The following is a 16,158-nucleotide window of genomic DNA, read 5'->3' on the forward strand; positions in this document are numbered from 1 at the left end:
TTGCTTGCAGCCTTTCCAAAAGCAGCCTTCGCCGAAGACGCATCCAATCCTCGGCTTCACGCCGCATGGGATGCTTTGGCCAAAGGCGAGGGCGAATTTCTCACATCGAAGCAATTCGCGAGCCTGAACAACCTGGCCTATCAGGCCGCAATCGTCAGGCTCTGCGATGGGCATGAGCTTGACCATGAGGCCTTCCGCAATAAAATCGAGGACGTCATTAACGACACCGATAAAAAGCTCAGCGACGAGCAGGCCGACTTGCGCGAAGCGGCCGTTCTCGTGGCTTTTGGTGCGCGTTTTGGTCTGTTTTTGGCCGAAGGTAGTGACGACAGCAAAGCGGGCTTCTGCGCCTCCGCAGATGAGGTCAAAGCCTCTCCGGACATTTCTGTTCTAGCCAAGTAAGATCACCAACAAAAGCAAAGCCTCACGCGTGGAAGAACAATCACGCGGGAGGCTTTTAAAGCATTTCCAGCAAAAGTGCGCAGCGGTTTTGCGTAGGATAATGTGTAAAAACAAATAGATAGAGCGGTTCCACGATTCCGTTTTATCTGGAACCGCTCGAGCATTCGCTATCAGGCCGTATGCCGGGCGGGTTTCGACCTGCGGAACCAGCGGGCGCCGGCCAGACGGTCGATCTCGACGAAGATCACCGGCGTGATGAACAGCGTCAGCACCTGACTGAGCAGAAGACCGCCCACCACGGCGACGCCAAGCGGCTGGCGCAGCTCAGACCCCTGACCGCCGCCAAGGGCAACAGGAACGGCTGCCAGAAGCGCGCAGAATGTCGTCATCATGATAGGCCGAAAGCGACGGATTGCTGCCTGATGGATTGCTTCGTCCGGCGCATGGTTTCCCTCGCGTTTCAGATAGAGCGCGACATCGACCATCATGATCGCGTTCTTCTTGACGATGCCGATCAGCATCAGAAGCCCGATTAGCGCGATGATCGATAGGTCAAAACCGGATAGTTGGAGCGTGATCAGCGCGCCAAAGGCGGCTGATGGCAGGCCGGAAAGAATGGTCAGCGGATGCGCGAAGCTTTCATAGAGAACGCCGAGCACGATATAGATCGTTGCCACCGCGGCGAGGATCAACAGGCCCATATTGCCGGTCGACTGGGCGAAAATCTGCGCCGCGCCTGATGGTCGCGCCGATACGGATGCCGGCATTCCGATCTCGCTTTGCAGTGCTGTCACGCGGTCGGTGGCCGTTCCAAGCGAAACGCCCGCAGGCAGGTTGAACGACAGCGTGACGGAAGCAAGCTGTCCTGACTGGTTGACGGTCACCGGCCCGTTGGTGCGCTTGATGCTGGCAAAACTGGCCAGCGGAACCAGCGTCCCTGATGACGATGGGACGCGCAGCGCCCCAAGCTGGGTTTCATCCCACTGGCGGCTTTGGTCAAGTTCCAGAATAACATCATAGCTGTTGCCGGTGGTCTGGATCTGCGAAACCGTCAGTGTGCCATAGGCCGCTTCCAGCGTGCTGCGGATCGCCTGTGAAGAGATGCCGAGACTTCCAGCCTTGTCATGATCGATTTCGATACTGGCTTGCAGCGCGTTGTTTTGCAGGTCGGACGCCACATCGACAAAGGTTTGCGGCTCAGCTTTCATGGCGTCAGCCAGTTTCACCGACCAGGACCGGGCTTCGTCGGCATCGAGCGATTGCAACACAATCTGATACTGGCTCTGCGTGCTGCGCCCGCCGAACCGCAAATTCTGCACTGGCGTTATATAGGCGGTGATACCGGGAAGGGCGGCGAGCGATTTGCGCAGCGTGCTCAAGGTTTGGTCGAGCGGCGGGCGGGCGTCACGTGCTTTCAGCTGCACGAGCAGCGACCCGGTATTGAAGGTTGAACCGCCGGGGCCGCTGCCGAGCGAAGCCGTCACGTGCTGAACGGCGGGGTTTTCGGAGACGATGGCTGCGGCCTGCTGTTGAAGATTGCGCATCGCCTGATAGGAAATATCCTGCCGCGCCTGCGTGGAAATGGTGAGAAGGCCAATATCTTCCTGCGGAAAGAAGCTGCGCGGCAGGGTCGTGAATGACCAGATCGAACCGAGGAAACTGAGGCCGAACAGGAGCAACACCAGCGCACGATGCTTGAGGCACCAGCCGACAGCGCGTCCATAGCTTTCTGTCACCTGATCGAACAGGCGGGCGATTTTGCCGGGCCTGGTTTCCTTGTGCGGCAGGCGTGCGGCAAGCATCGGCGTCACGGTCAGCGACACGAGCGCTGAGGACAGAATAGCGAGTGTCACCACCATGCCGAATTCGTTCAGCACGCGTCCGACAATGCCCCCCATCAGAAGGATGGGCAGGAAAACCGCGACCAGCGACAGCGACATGGAGATGATCGTGCCGGTTACTTCCTGGCTGCCCTTGATGGCAGCTTCAAAGGGGGGCATCCCTTGTTCTGTATAGCGCACGATATTTTCGAGCATCACGATGGCATCGTCCACCACGAGGCCGACCGCCAGTGTGAGCGCCAGAAGCGAAATGTTGTCGATGGAAAAGCCGAACGCATACATGGCGGCAAATGTCGCGACCAGTGAGAGCGGCACGGCAAGGCCCGGGATCATCGTCGCCCAGAACTGGCCGAGAAACAGAAAGATGACCAGAACAACGAGCGCAATTGTAATGCCGAGTGTTTTTTGAACATCGGCAACCGCATCGCGGATCGACCGGGATACGTCGTTCACAACAGAAATATGCATTTGCGCGGGCAGGGCGGCTTCAATCTCCGGCAGCTTGGCTTTGATGGCGTCGACCACGGCAACTGTGTTCGAACCCGGCTGGCGCTGAACAGCAAGCGCGATAGATTGTTTTCCGTCAAGCCAGCTGCCCTGATTGACGTTTTCCACACTGTCGAGAACTGTGGCGACATCCGATAGCCGTACCACGCGGTTACCGCTGCCCGAGACGATAAGGGTTTTGAACTCGTCGGCATTGGTGCGTTGCGTCTTGGCGTTGACGGTCAGGGCCTGCGACCCGTTCTGCAATGTGCCGACGGGCGTCTGGCTGTTCGCGGCGGCGATTGTATTGCCGAGGCCTGACAAGGACAGATTGCGGCTGTCGAGCTTGTCGGGATCGACCTCGACGCGCACGGCATAGGTTTTGGAACCGTAGACCTGCGCCTGCGCCACACCCGAAATGGTGGAAAGGGCAGGCGATATGATATTCTGCGCAATGTCATCCATCTGCGTCAGGCGCGCGCCGTCACCGGTAAGCGCAAGAATGATGACCGGCGCATCGGCGGGATTGGCCTTGCGATAGCTCGGTGGGGCGGTCAGATTGTTGGGCAACTGGCGCTGGGCGCGGGTGATGGCAGCCTGCACGTCGGCGGCTGCAGCATCGATATTCCGGGACAGATTGAACTGAAGGGTGATCGATGTGTTGCCGAGCGACGAGGTGGCGCTGATCGTATCGATACCCGCAATCGTTTCGAACTGCTTGATGAGCGGGGTTGCGACTGATGAAGCCATCGTGTCGGGCGACGCGCCCGCCAGCTGCGCCGACACGTTGATGGTTGGGAAATCTGCTTCCGGCAGAGCCGCGACGGGAAGCTGGAGATAAGCCGCAATGCCGCCGATCAATCCGCCAATCACAAGGAGGATCGTTGCAACCGGGCGGCGAATGAAGACTTCCGAAATGTTCATCGGCTAGATGCCTTGATTCAATTGGACGAGACGTTGGTCTCAACATCGGTGCTGGTCAGTTTCACCTTGCTGCCATTGGCAAGCGAGGCCTGACCTTCCGTCACCACTTTCTCACCGGGTTGCAGGCCCGCGCTCAGACCGGCCATGCCATTGGCGCGGACCGCAACCGTAACAGGACGTACCTCGATACTGTTGTCCGTTTTCACGACATAGCTGATCGAGCCATTTTCCTGCGGTTGCACGGCAACGCCAGGCACGAGGACCAGATTGTCCATTTGACCGGCTTCGACCAAAACACGCAACGATTGTCCGGGCCAGAAATTACCCGACTGATTGTCCAGCGTGGCGCGCAGACGCATGGTGCCGCTGGCCGCGTCGATTGTGTTGTCGAGGAAACTGACCGGACCGCTTTCTGAAATATCCCTGCCATCAGCCGATACGGCGGAAGCGGTCGCTTTCAGCGTGCCGGTGGCAAGCGTTTCGCGGACGAGCGCAATGTCGGTTTCGGGGAGGGTGAAATCCGCATAAACGGGTTTCATCTGCGTGATGGTTGCAACCGGGGAACCGGCGGAGAGATAAGCGCCAGCCGAGACGAGCACGACGCCAAGCTGGCCGTCAAAAGGCGCTATAATCCGTGTATTGTCGAGGGTTACCTGATCGGCCGCCAGCTGTGCCTGATCGACCTGCAACTGGGCTTCCGCCACTTTAAGAGCGGCCATGGCGTCGTCGCCAGCCTGCGATGTGCTGACGCCCTTGGTGACAAGGTTTTGCATCCGCGTCAGCAGAATTTGCGCATTGTTCAGCGTGGCCTGCGATTTGGCGACGGAAGCCTGATCCTTCACGACCGTGGCGCGAATGGCGCGATCATCCAGTTGCGCGATCAGTTCGCCCTTCTTGACGATGGCCCCGTCTTTGACATTGAGAATAGCCACATTGCCCGGCTCGGGACTGTTGACCGCCGTAGAGGCGACGGCGACAACTGTGCCGATGGTGCTGCGCTGGATCGGTAGCGATCCAGCGGTCGCAACGGCGACCTTGACGGCATGCTCGGCATTGGCCGAGCGATTGCCACCTTTCCGACTGTCTGTCTGAACTGTGTTCGGAGCGCTGGCGCCGTTTTGTTTCGTGGCATGTTGCCAGCCGACATAAGCGGCACCTGCAACCAATAGGATTGGGACACCCCAAACAACCCAACGCTTCACTCAACGCTCCTGTCAACGAAGGGATACGCCGCAATACCGGCTATCCGAACGCTAACACAACGGTGCCGCCCGGCAATTAAATTGATTGAGAGCGACAGTTGTTCAGTTCGTGATAATGAGTGACGCCATTATTAGCAGAAACGCATGTTGTTGCTGGCCGCTATTTGAGAATACGCAGAATATCGCGCACCACTTCCGCCTGTAGCGGGCGTTGTTTCTCGATATTGAAATGACCGACTTCCTTCACGCCCGAGAAATCGCGATTGTCCAGTTTGCCCTTGAAACGGGGGCCGGGCACCAGCGGAAGCCCCCAACCGTTCTGGGAGAAATAGAAATTCACGACGCGGCGGATATTTCCGGGCAGGGGATCGGGCGCCGTTGCGGCAAACGACGCCATGTAATCCACGCGAATCCCTTTTTTCTCAAGGATTTCCGCGATGGAAATAATGGCATTGGCGCCCAGCGAATGGCCGACGAGAATGACCGGCTGCGGGCCGTATTTCTGCCGGTCGGCAATGATCCGGTTGGCGACGAGCCGCCACGCGGCATTGCCTTCAACATGGGCATCGACACCTGCGGCCTGCAAGTCTGCACCGATTTCATCGATGCCTGCTGAAAAGATGTTGGCGAAACCGCGCAGAAGATAGACATCCGGTCGTCCGGGCTGGGCAGCATTCCCCGGCTTGCTATTTGTATCGGGAGCGTTGGCAGATGGCGCGGCAGGTTTGGCTGGTTTGGCAAACGCCGCGAGCGGCATTCCAGCCAGCATAAGGCCCGTGGCTAGCCCCGAGGCCAGCAGAGAACGGCGGCTCACGAAATAATTGGCCGAAGTAACTGATTTGTTCGTCATGTAAATATACCAAGGTTATGGCCAAGGTTTCGGAATAATACGTCCGGTGCGCTTGGCATATTCATCATATGAAGCGCCGAATGCCTTGCGCATCATCGCTTCTTCATGACCCACGCGATAAAAATAGAGAATGCCGACACCCACGATGCCCGCCAGACCGGCGAACCAGTTGGGGAGCAGGCAAAACTGCGCTATCGCCCAAAGCCAGAACGATAAATACATCGGATGGCGGACATATTTATAGAGGCCGTCCGTCACGAGTTTGTGTTCCTTGCGGATTTCCAGCGAGACCGACCAGTTCTTGCCGAGCTGGCGGTGGCTCGCATGGAACAGCCAAAGAAAGGCGAGTTCGACCACAAGGCCGATCCAGCCAAGCCATGGCTGAAAGGTATAATCCGCAACGGCTGGAAAGCCCGTGGCGACATAGATGATCGGGATTAGCGACAGGCCGACGCTTGCTGCGCCCAGCGCAAGGCGGTCGGGTAGCGTCTTGGCATTGGTCGTGACCTTGATCTTGCGGGCACGACGCTGGTGCGGCACCCGAATGACTACCCAGGCGACAAGCCCGATTGCCCAAACGATCATTGCGAAGGTGGGCGTCATTCGGAAGCTACCTTTTCTGGCGATAAGCCGCCGACAATATGGTCATTCACGCGGTCTGACAGGAAGGTCGGACCGCAGCAGACCTGAAAGAAATCATACCAATAGGGCTTGGTATTGCCGAACACATATTGATAATGCACGCGAAAGAGATTGCGCTTAATCCGCTTATAAGTCTCGGCTTGCAGCATATCTCGAATGCGTACCCGACGCACGAAAGGGAAATTTCTGCTCTCTGCACGCTTGAGCTTCATTTCCGCCACCGGGTCGGTCTTGTAAAAATTGATGGCGTCGGTGAGGCACTGGATTTCAACCCATTCAAGCGTACCATCATCGGTAAGTCTTTGCACACCTTCACGAAATTTCGTGGCGGCGGGGTGATAGCCGGCCTTGAGCGCGGTGGAGCCAAGCGTCAGAATGGCGACTTTTGACGCACGCTTAGAAAACGCGGTGTCGATGGCCAGACAGCGGGCCGCGACGTCCAGCATCAGCATGCCGCCGGTACTGTGGCCGATCAGGATAACCTCGTCATATTTGCCTGCTGCAACGCGCTCCACGATGCCTTCTGCGAAACGCTGCATCAGCGTTTCGGCATCCGGTCGTCTGCCGCGAAAGAAGTTCAACGAGAAGGACCAAAGGTCCATCAGGTGGTTCGTGGACCAGCGTTTGCCCAGCACCGTCAGCGTGACGGAGAATACGGCAAGTCCGATGATCCAGCTCAGTGCGCCCAGCCAATGCGCCGTGAGACGAGCGGCGGCATAACCCAACAGAGCAAACAGGACGATTGCGAGAAAAGGATAGAGAAAATAAAGCCCGAAGCGCCACGCTTTGGCAAAAAAATGGAGCGCCGTGCCGGAAAAGACGAAGTCGGCAAAGGCACGCAGATATTTGCCAAGCCGCACGGGCAGGGGGCGGGCGAAATCCGTGAGCACGATCGAATCGAGGGCGAGGAAATTAAAGTCGGTTGTCGTCGACCAGTCTTCGCGCGCAGCGCGGGTTTCAATCGTCGCAAGCCCGATCTCGTGGTCAGGCGTGACATCGACGGTAGATACCGTCGATTGGTAACTCCAGAGTGTATCGAAACGGACAATTTCCTTACGCAGCCGCTTGAAAAAAGCGTCCGGCGTTTTTGGATCATACCCGCCAATGAAGAATACGGCACGCCGCTGGACCGACTGATTCATGAGAAAAAGCGTAATTTGCATCTCGGGCATTGTCGAGATCAAACCGCGCTGTATTTTAGCGAAATTCTTTGATGCCTTTTTTGTGAAGCGCGACTTTTTGGGAAGAAAAGGTTGCGGAGCCATTTCAGTAAATCTGCATAACAGCTTTGTCTCAGAAGTTTTTTGGAACAATTGGTTAAACGGTTTTCTTAAGTTGCAATATTGAAGCGTAGAGGTCATGCGACCCTAAATCGGTCGCTTTGCAACGAACGAAAACGTGATATGGCGAAGGCAGGGCGATCCGGGGAGGACGCTGTCAGTTACGCATGTCGTTGCAAGTTCTGGATCGCATAGTATGAGCCGCACAATTCTCTGCCTGGGCGCTTTGACGCTCGACACAATCCTTCGACTTGACGCATTGCCGGAAAAAGCCGGGAAATATCTCCCCAGCGAAGCGGTGCAGATCGCAGCCGGTATGGCCTCGAGTGCCGCGGCCGCCATCGCGCGCCTCGGCGGCGATGTGGCGCTTTGGGCCTCCACGGGCGACGACGCCACCGGTGAGCGTGTGATTGCGGAACTGCGCGCAGAAGGAATCGATTGCAGCCATATTCGCAGGCTGGCGGGTGCCCGCACCGCCTTTTCGTCCATTCTGGTCGATCCATCGGGTGAGCGCGTTATTATGCCGTTTTACGATCCGCAGCTGGGCAGCCCGGCTTCCGTCGTGCCGCCTGTCGAGGCGGGTGCGTTTGCGGCAGTGATGGCGGATGTCCGCTGGGCATGGGCTGCCGAAACTGGTCTTAAGGCCGCGCGTCGCGCTGGTATTCCGGCGATTCTCGACGCCGATACGGCCCCGGTCGAACTCCTCGAAAGATTGCTGCCGCTTGCAACGCATATCGTCGCGTCTGAGCCCGCTGCAATCAGTCTGACGGGTACGGCGAATTTGAGCGAATGCGTCGAGATACTGGCGAGCCGGTACGATGTTTTCACAGCGGTGACCGCCGGTGCGCACGGATGTTTCTGGACCGAACGGGCTGGGCGTTCGGTGCAGCATGTCGCCGGGTTTCCGGTAAAAGCGGTCGATACGCTCGCTGCTGGCGATGTGTTCCATGGCGCTTTCACACTCGGTCTCGTCGAAGGTTGGCCGATGCACGACATCATTCATTTTGCCCACGCCGCCGCTGCCATCAAATGCGCGCGCTTTGGTGGGCGCTCGGGTTCGCCAAGCCGGGCAGAAGTGCAGGCATTTATCGATAGCGGACAGCTTCCGGTTTAAATCCCCAATCCCAAATCTGCATAAATGCACAGTGATCCCGAATTGACTATTTACTAACATGTTAGTATGTGCCAGCTTATAGTTCAATTTGGGAGGACACGGCTTTGCCAATAGATTCTGGGCCGCAACATAATTCTGCGCGGAAGCGCTTCGGGCTTTCAGCAGCGCTCACCACGCCATTCGATGCGGATGGCAAAATCGATGTCAGCCGTGCGCTCAAGCACGCCCATGCCCGCCTCGATCATGGCTGTTCCAGCGTCACTTTGTTCGGCACCACGGGCGAAGGATCTTCGATTGGCGATGCGGAGCGTGCCGCGCTTCTCGATGCATTCATCGCGCAGGGCTTTCCGGCAGCCAACATCGTTGTCGGCGTCATGGAAAATTCGGTTGCCGATGCGGTGCTTCAGGCTGGCGACGCGCTGCGTCGCGGCTGCAAGGCCATTCTTCTGGCGCCGCCGTCCTATTTCAAGAACCTCTCCGACGATGGCCTTTTCAACTGGTTCTCCGCCGTGTTGAAGGGTCTTGGTTCGGATGCGCGCGATATTATTCTCTACAACATCCCATCGGTGACGGCGGTTGAGCTTTCAGTCGATTTGATCGGTCGTCTGCGTGCAGCTTTTGGCGCGGTCATTTCCGGTGTGAAGGATTCATCGGGCAACTGGGCTTATACCGAGAAGCTTCTCGCCGCGCATAAGGACATTGCCATCCTGATCGGTGACGAGCGCGATCTCGCAGCCGGTGTTCGCCTCGGCGGGCAGGGCGCGATTTCAGGCATGGCCAATCTGTTCCCGGATCGTCTCCTACGCATGATCAATGACGGGCAGGACGATGCCGAACTGGTCGATGCCGTGCGCAAGCTTCTCAACTATCCGGTAACGCCTGCGGTGAAGGCGCTGGTGGCGCGTCATACCGGCGATATGGAATGGCGCCGTGTCCGAGCACCTCTGGTTGCGCTGAATGATGCGGATTTCGATGCAATTGGCAGTGTATTTGACGGATTGCATATGGCAAAGGCCGCCTGAGCCGGGCATAAGCCTGGAAGGATAGAGGGGGAACGGATTTGGCGGAAGATCACAACGAGCCGGTGAAATTGCGGGACAAGGCCTATCAGAGCTTTACCCAGCATTTGCTGGCGCGTGATTTCCATCCGGGCCAGTTTGTCTCGCAGCGCCAGCTGGTGACCATGACGGGTCTGCCGCTTGGTGCTATCCGTGAATTGATCCCTCGCCTTGAGGCGGAAGGCCTGATCAAGACCGTGCCGCAGCGCGGGCTTCAGATCGCCCATATCGATCTCAATCTCATCCGCGAGGCATTCCAGTTTCGCCTGTTCATCGAGAAGGAGTCGGTCGCGATTTTCTGCCAGTCGGCTTCCGATGAACTGCTTCGTTCGCTGCGGGCCGAGCATGAAGACACGCTGAACCGGGCCATGAGCGAAGGCGAGACGCCGGAGCTTGAGCAACAGGCGCAGAATATCGACTGGAGCCTGCATGATACCATTGTCGCCTCGCTCGACAACGAAATCATCTGGCGCGCTTACCAGACGAATACGATCAAGATGCGCCTGATCAATCAGGAGCGTTTCCGGATCACCGGGCGCGTCATTCCGGTCATGCAGGAACATCTCGCGGTTCTTTCGGCGATTGAAACCCGCAACCCGCAAATTGCCATGGATGCGATTGCCGTTCACATCAACAATGCGCGGGCGCTGGCATTGCAAATTTAGATAAATGGAATCAGGAGCTTGGCGAGAGGAGTTGCCAGGTTTGGAACATAGGGGAGGAGAAGCATGAAACTATTTCATCCAACACGCCGCCAGTTTCTGGCGGGTTCTGCGGCAATCGCCGCATCAGGCGTGACAGGTATCAGCCCGTCTTTCGCCGCGTCCACGGTTGACTGGAAGAAATATGCGGGCACCACGCTTGAGGTGAACCTCATCAAGAGCCCGCGCGGCGAAATCCTTCAGAAACATCAGAAGGAATTCGAAGAGCTGACGGGCATCAAGGTTCATTCCGAACAGATGCCGGAGCAGCAGCAGCGCCAGAAGGCGGTCATCGAGCTGACCTCGGGTCGCCCGAGCTTCGACGTCATTCACATCAGCTATCATGTTCAGAAGCGTCAGTTCGAAAAGGGCGGCTGGCTTGCCGATCTCAACCCGTTCCTGAAAAACCCGACGCTGACCGACGCCTCGCTGACGGAAAACGATTTCGCAAGCGCTGGTCTGACCTTTGCCAAGGATGCCAATGGCCGTTTCGGCGCGCTGCCGTTCTCGGTCGATTACTGGATCATCTACTGGAACAAGGACCTGTTCGCTGCCAAGGGTATCGAATATCCGAAGACCTTCGAAGAGTTGGTCAAGGCTGCGGAAGCGCTGACCGATCCGTCTTCGAACACCTACGGCTTCGTGGCCCGCGGCATGAAGAACGCCAATGTTCCGGTCTGGACGAGCCTGATGCTCGGCTATGGCCAGAGCGCGGTCGATGCCGACGGCAATCTGAAGACGGATTCGGCAGAAGCCATCGAAGCCGCCAAGCTCTATCAGCGCCTGATGACCAAAGCCGCACCTCCCGGTGTTGCCGGTTTCAACTGGGCGGAATGCCAGTCGAGCTTCCTTCAGGGCAAGGTCGGCATGTGGCTCGACGGTATCGGCTTTGCGCCGCCGCTCGAAGATCCGAACAAGTCGCGCGTTGTCGGCAAGGTCGGCTATGGCGTCATCCCGGCTGGACCAAAGGCCCAGGCCGCACCGACGACCGGCGATGGTATTGGCGTAACCGAAGCCTCGACCAAGAAGGAAGCCGCTTATCTTTACTGCCAGTGGGCTATTTCGAAGGAAATGGGCGCACGTCTGCTGCAGACGGGTTCGGGCGTTCCATTCCGCAAGTCGGTCATCGATGACGCGGACGTACGGAAGGGCGTGACCATGCCGGAAGGCTGGGTCGAAGCTCTGTCAAAATCCGCACCGATCAGCCAGCTCTGCCTGCCGGTTATCGTCCCGGTCACGGAGTTCCGCGACATCATGGGCGTTGGCCTCACCAATCTTCTGAATGGTGCCGAAGCGGAAGCTGAAATGAAGCGCGCGACGGAAGAATTCCGTCCGGTCCTCGCACGGAGCGAAGGAAAATGACATCTGCCGCCCCGACAGGAGCAAGAAAGAGCATGAATGGGGAGGCCGCCACAAAGGCGGCTTCCGCTACCAGCACCGGTGGCAAGTCTGGCAAAAGTCGCCTGAAACCGAGTTACTGGCCGTTTGTGCTTCCCGCCTTGATCACCGTCGGGGCGGTGATCGTCTTCCCTTGGCTTTTCACCCTCTGGATGAGCGCCAATCAATGGCAGCTCGGCGGAGGTATCAGCTTTGTCGGCTTCGACAATTACATTCGTCTGGCAGGCGACGCCCGCTTCTGGGATTCCATGTGGCACACGGCCGTCTATACGGTTCTGTCCGTGGTGGCACCCATGGTGCTCGGCACCATTGCCGCTCTCATTTTCGACAGCAAGCTGCCGATGCGGGGCCTGCTGCGCGGTATCTTCGTCATGCCGATGATGGCGACGCCGGTGGCGGTCGCGCTGGTCTGGACGATGATGTATCACCCGCAGCTCGGCGTGCTGAATTATCTCCTGTCGCTGGTCGGCATCGGCCCGCAGGAATGGATTTTCAATCAGAACACCGTCATTCCGTCCTTGGTTGCGGTGGAGACGTGGCAATGGACGCCGCTGGTCATGCTGATCGTGCTGGGCGGCCTTGCCTCCATGCCGCGCGATCCGTTTGAAAGTGCTGAAATCGATGGCGCAAACGGCTGGCAGAAATTTCGTTACATCACGCTTCCGATGATCCTGCCTTTCATCATGGTGGCCGTCATCATCCGCTCGATCGATGCGCTGAAAAGCTTCGATATCATCTATGCGATGACGCAGGGCGGCCCCGGCACGGCATCGGAAACCATCAACATCTATCTCTATAATGTGGCGTTTTCCTATTACGACATCGGATATGCTTCGGCGATTGCCGTTGTGTTCTTCATCGTGATCATCGCCATGTCCATGATCCTGCTGGCGCTTCGCCAGCGGACCAAATGGAACGCTTGAGGACCGGCTCATGGCACGCAAGTCAATTCTGTCGAAGCTCGGCACTGCGCTTCTTGTTTTCATCATCGTTTCGCCGGCGCTCTTCTTTTTCATCTGGATGCTGTCGCTTTCGCTTAAATACGAAATCGACAACGGCGCTTATCCGCCGATCCTGATCCCGGAGCGTTTCGCCTGGTCGAACTACACGCAGATTTTCGAAGCCAATGATTTTCTGCTGTATTTCTGGAACAGCCTTCTGGTGACCGGCATGGCGACGCTGCTCGCCCTTCTGGTCGGTGTTCCGGCAGGGTACGGCATTGCCCGGCTCAAGGCGCATAAATCGGCGATTGTCATCATGATCGCCCGCATGACGCCGGGTCTGTCCTATCTGATCCCGCTGTTCCTTCTATTCCAGACGTTGGGCCTGCTTGGCACGCTCTGGCCACAGATCATCATCCATCTGGTCGTCACCGTTCCTATCGTGATCTGGATCATGATCGGCTATTTCGAAACGACGCCGATGGAACTGGAAGAGGCGGCGATAATCGACGGCGCGTCCTCGTTGCAGGTGTTTCTCAAGGTGGCGCTGCCCATTGCCAAGCCCGGCATTGTGGTGTCGCTCATCCTGGCGGTGATCTTCTCGTGGAACAATTTCGTGTTCGGGATCGTGCTGGCAAGTCGCGAGACGCGCACGCTGCCGGTCGCTGTCTACAACATGCTTTCCTTCGAACAGGTGAGCTGGGGGCCGCTTGCTGCCGCCGCACTAGTGGTCACGCTGCCTGTTTTGTTGCTTACCGTCTTCGCACAGCGCCAGATCGTTGCAGGTCTGACCGCAGGCGCCGTCAAATAAGAGTTGAGGTTCAAGATGGCATCTGTATCCATCCGTAATGCAGTCAAGAAATATGGCAATGTCGGCGTTCTGCACGGCGTGTCGGTCGATATCGAAGACGGCGAATTCGTCGTGCTCGTCGGCCCTTCCGGCTGCGGCAAGTCCACGCTTCTGCGTATGATCGCAGGGCTTGAGGAAATCAGCGACGGCGAAATCGCCATCGGGCCGCGCGTGGTCAACGACCTGCGCGCCAAGGAACGCGATATCGCGATGGTGTTCCAGAACTATGCGCTTTATCCGCATATGACGGTTGCCGACAATATGGGCTTCGCGCTGATGCTCAAGAACGCGCCGAAGGAAGAGCGTGAAAACCGTGTTGCGCGCGCGGCGGAAATTCTCGGTCTCAACAAGCTGCTCGACCGTTTTCCGCGCCAGCTTTCCGGGGGTCAGCGCCAGCGCGTGGCCATGGGCCGCGCCATTGTTCGCGATCCGCAGGTCTTCCTGTTCGATGAACCGCTTTCCAACCTCGATGCCAAGCTGCGCGTGCAGATGCGCGGCGAGATCAAGGGCCTGCATCAGCGCCTGAAAACCACGACCATCTATGTGACCCACGACCAGATCGAGGCCATGACCATGGCCGATAAGATTGTGGTGATGCGCGATGGCCTGGTGGAACAGATCGGCGCGCCGCTCGATCTTTATGATCGTCCGGCCAATATGTTCGTTGCGGGCTTCATCGGCTCCCCGTCGATGAATTTCATCAATGGCAAGATCGAGGAAGGTTCGTTCGTGGCCGATGGCGGCTTCCGTCTGTCACTACCGCAGGGCGACTATTCCAGCCTGTCCGGTAAGGCTGTCTATGGCGTGCGTCCCGAGCATATGAAGATCGCCAAAGGCGGCGTCCCGGTCACGGCTGAAATCGTCGAGCCGACGGGTTCGGAAATCATGGTCATGGGCAAGCTCGGCACACAGCCGATTACTTGCCTGTTCCGCGAACGTCTGACCGTGCGTCCGGGTGACGTGCTGCCGATTGCCATTGATCCGGCGACGAGCCACATCTTTGAACCGGAAAAGGGGATGCGCGTCAGCGCCTGACCCACACGATACGGATTATCTCAAAGAACGGTTTTGGCAGCTATGTCGAAGCCGCTCTTTGTTTTTGTTCGGGCATTTTTCTGGTATTTCCTTTTAACGCCGAATTGCACTAACACTTTCTCTGAAATTCAGGAATGTGGAGGGCTTCATGCAGCCAATCTGGGCCGTGGGTCTGATGACCGGCACCGTTCTCGATGGAAATATCGACGTCGCGCTTTTGAAAACGGACGGCGAGACGGTCGATATATTCGGCACCTATGCGCTGAAGCCTTATCCAGACGGTATCCTCGCACTTCTGCAGCAGGCCCAGTCCGAGGCGCGTGTCTGGAATTTCGAAGGTCCGGAACCGGCGATTTTTGCCAAGGCGGAAGATGCCCTGACCCGGGCACAATCTGCCGCCGTGCGCGAGCTGGTGGAAGAAAGCGGGCTGATCATGGCCGATATCGGCGTCGTCGGCTTTCATGGTCAGACCGTGCTGCATCGTGCGCCACAGCCGGGACGGCTTGGCGATACGCGCCAGCTTGGCGACGGTGCGCTGATGAGCGAGCTGCTTGGCACCAGGGTCGTCTATGATTTTCGAACCGCCGATATCCGTGCTGGCGGGCAGGGCGCACCATTGGCCGCAATCTATCATGCGGCTTTGCTGCGCAGCGCCGATGCCAGTGGCGATACGGCAATTCTCAATCTCGGCGGTGTCGGCAATATTACCTGGTGGGACGGTGGCGACACACTGGTCGCCTTCGATACCGGCCCGGCCAACGCGCCGATCAATGATTTCATGAAAGCGCGTGGTCTGGGTGAGATGGATCGCGACGGTGCGCTGGCCGCCCGGGGGCATGTGGATGAAGCGCGTCTCGCCAAACTGCTTGAACATCCCTATATGACCGCGCCTTTTCCGAAATCGCTCGACCGGTTTGATTTTACCGCCGCTATGGCTGACGGCCTCGGCGATGAAGATGGCGCGGCGACGCTCACCGCCTTCACAACATCGGCTGTGGCCAAGGCGCTTGATATTCTGCCACATCGACCGAAACGGCTGGCCGTGTCCGGTGGCGGGCGTCATAACCCGACGATGATGCGTATGCTGGTCGAGCGCGCCAGTGTCGAGCTTGTGCCGGTCGAGACCTTGGGCTGGCGGGGCGATGCCGTCGAGGCGGAATGCTTTGCGTTTCTCGCCGTGCGGGCCTTGCGGGGCCTGCCGATCAGCTTCCCAAGCACTACGGGCGTGCCTGCGCCTATGACAGGCGGAAAGATCGCTGGTTGAAAAGTTCGTAAAGGGAAATCTGTATAGCAAAACGCCCGCAGCAATATGGGAGGAGGAGTTGCTGCGGGCGGATTGGTAAAGCGCGATTGGGAGGAGGAGTATCGCGCTTCAGGTTCGGTTTTTGGGAGGAGGAGTAAAACCGAACAAGGCCAAAATAGAACCGTGGGTCG

At 57.9% G+C, this 16,158-nt stretch carries 14 protein-coding genes; 9 read left to right on the forward strand and 5 right to left on the reverse strand.

All coding sequences use genetic code 11. The features are described from left to right. Nucleotides 1–402 (forward strand): hypothetical protein, encoded by a 402-nt coding sequence (locus JAU75_RS09135; RefSeq protein WP_210339247.1) that lies wholly within the window; start codon nt 1–3, stop codon nt 400–402. Between the two features lie 170 nt (nt 403–572). Here JAU75_RS09135 and JAU75_RS09140 read toward each other — a convergent pair whose 3' ends face one another. The 5 genes from JAU75_RS09140 to JAU75_RS09160 form a co-directional block, all read right to left on the reverse strand. Continuing rightward, nucleotides 573–3,653 carry an efflux RND transporter permease subunit gene (locus tag JAU75_RS09140; protein WP_199056198.1) on the reverse strand — a complete coding sequence of 1,027 codons (3,081 nt, stop codon included), beginning with the start codon at nt 3,651–3,653 and terminating at the stop codon, nt 573–575. Between the two features lie 17 nt (nt 3,654–3,670). Beyond that, complete coding sequence (locus JAU75_RS09145) at nt 3,671–4,657, reverse strand: efflux RND transporter periplasmic adaptor subunit (RefSeq protein ID WP_371836142.1); 987 nt, start codon at nt 4,655–4,657, stop codon at nt 3,671–3,673. A 358-nt stretch (nt 4,658–5,015) separates the two neighbouring features. Continuing rightward, on the reverse strand, nt 5,016–5,669 hold the full coding sequence (locus JAU75_RS09150) for a lipase (protein ID WP_371836143.1): 654 nt from the start codon (nt 5,667–5,669) through the stop codon (nt 5,016–5,018). A gap of 51 nt (nt 5,670–5,720) precedes the next feature. After that, entirely contained in the window at nt 5,721–6,308 is a 588-nt protein-coding gene (locus JAU75_RS09155; RefSeq protein WP_199056201.1) for a protein-S-isoprenylcysteine O-methyltransferase, read from the reverse strand. Next, the gene (locus JAU75_RS09160; protein WP_199056323.1) at nt 6,305–7,489 is read right to left on the reverse strand and encodes an alpha/beta fold hydrolase; all 1,185 of its coding nucleotides are present in this window, start codon (nt 7,487–7,489) and stop codon (nt 6,305–6,307) included. The genes JAU75_RS09155 and JAU75_RS09160 overlap by 4 nt, the downstream gene beginning before the upstream one ends. Before the next feature lie 334 nt (nt 7,490–7,823). Between JAU75_RS09160 and JAU75_RS09165 the strand changes: the two genes are divergently transcribed. The 8 genes from JAU75_RS09165 (at nt 7,824) to JAU75_RS09200 (ending at nt 15,988) form a co-directional block, all read left to right on the forward strand. Beyond that, nucleotides 7,824–8,741: a PfkB family carbohydrate kinase gene (locus JAU75_RS09165; RefSeq protein ID WP_199056202.1), complete on the forward strand. Its 918-nt coding sequence runs from the start codon at nt 7,824–7,826 to the stop codon at nt 8,739–8,741. A 104-nt stretch (nt 8,742–8,845) separates the two neighbouring features. Continuing rightward, complete coding sequence (locus tag JAU75_RS09170) at nt 8,846–9,763, forward strand: dihydrodipicolinate synthase family protein (RefSeq protein ID WP_210339248.1); 918 nt, start codon at nt 8,846–8,848, stop codon at nt 9,761–9,763. A gap of 38 nt (nt 9,764–9,801) precedes the next feature. Continuing rightward, nucleotides 9,802–10,464: a GntR family transcriptional regulator gene (locus JAU75_RS09175; RefSeq protein ID WP_199056203.1), complete on the forward strand. Its 663-nt coding sequence runs from the start codon at nt 9,802–9,804 to the stop codon at nt 10,462–10,464. Nucleotides 10,465–10,527: 63 nt separating this feature from the next. Then, a complete protein-coding gene (locus JAU75_RS09180; RefSeq protein WP_199056204.1) occupies nt 10,528–11,862 on the forward strand; it encodes a sugar ABC transporter substrate-binding protein in 1,335 nt (444 codons plus the stop codon). A 32-nt stretch (nt 11,863–11,894) separates the two neighbouring features. Further along, on the forward strand, nt 11,895–12,821 hold the full coding sequence (locus JAU75_RS09185) for a carbohydrate ABC transporter permease (RefSeq protein ID WP_371836144.1): 927 nt from the start codon (nt 11,895–11,897) through the stop codon (nt 12,819–12,821). A gap of 10 nt (nt 12,822–12,831) precedes the next feature. Next, complete coding sequence (locus JAU75_RS09190) at nt 12,832–13,650, forward strand: carbohydrate ABC transporter permease (RefSeq protein WP_199056206.1); 819 nt, start codon at nt 12,832–12,834, stop codon at nt 13,648–13,650. A 15-nt stretch (nt 13,651–13,665) separates the two neighbouring features. Beyond that, nucleotides 13,666–14,724: a sn-glycerol-3-phosphate ABC transporter ATP-binding protein UgpC gene (locus JAU75_RS09195; protein WP_199056207.1), complete on the forward strand. Its 1,059-nt coding sequence runs from the start codon at nt 13,666–13,668 to the stop codon at nt 14,722–14,724. A 148-nt stretch (nt 14,725–14,872) separates the two neighbouring features. Further along, the gene (locus JAU75_RS09200) at nt 14,873–15,988 is read left to right on the forward strand and encodes an anhydro-N-acetylmuramic acid kinase (protein ID WP_199056208.1); all 1,116 of its coding nucleotides are present in this window, start codon (nt 14,873–14,875) and stop codon (nt 15,986–15,988) included. Nucleotides 15,989–16,158: the final 170 nt, after the last annotated feature.

It is taken from the genome of Ochrobactrum sp. Q0168, assembly GCF_016427605.1.
Classification (GTDB): domain Bacteria; phylum Pseudomonadota; class Alphaproteobacteria; order Rhizobiales; family Rhizobiaceae; genus Brucella.

Bases quoted from the DNA above. Each gene is read 5' to 3' on its own strand.
- JAU75_RS09140 (WP_199056198.1), bottom strand. From the start codon at position 3,653: ATGAACATTTCGGAAGTCTTCATTCGCCGCCCGGTTGCAACGATCCTC.
- JAU75_RS09155 (WP_199056201.1), bottom strand. From the start codon at position 6,308: ATGACGCCCACCTTCGCAATGATCGTTTGGGCAATCGGGCTTGTCGCC.
- JAU75_RS09160 (WP_199056323.1), bottom strand. From the start codon at position 7,489: ATGAATCAGTCGGTCCAGCGGCGTGCCGTATTCTTCATTGGCGGGTAT.
- JAU75_RS09165 (WP_199056202.1), top strand. From the start codon at position 7,824: ATGAGCCGCACAATTCTCTGCCTGGGCGCTTTGACGCTCGACACAATC.
- JAU75_RS09180 (WP_199056204.1), top strand. From the start codon at position 10,528: ATGAAACTATTTCATCCAACACGCCGCCAGTTTCTGGCGGGTTCTGCG.
- JAU75_RS09185 (WP_371836144.1), top strand. From the start codon at position 11,895: ATGAATGGGGAGGCCGCCACAAAGGCGGCTTCCGCTACCAGCACCGGT.
- JAU75_RS09190 (WP_199056206.1), top strand. From the start codon at position 12,832: ATGGCACGCAAGTCAATTCTGTCGAAGCTCGGCACTGCGCTTCTTGTT.
- JAU75_RS09195 (WP_199056207.1), top strand. From the start codon at position 13,666: ATGGCATCTGTATCCATCCGTAATGCAGTCAAGAAATATGGCAATGTC.
- JAU75_RS09200 (WP_199056208.1), top strand. From the start codon at position 14,873: ATGCAGCCAATCTGGGCCGTGGGTCTGATGACCGGCACCGTTCTCGAT.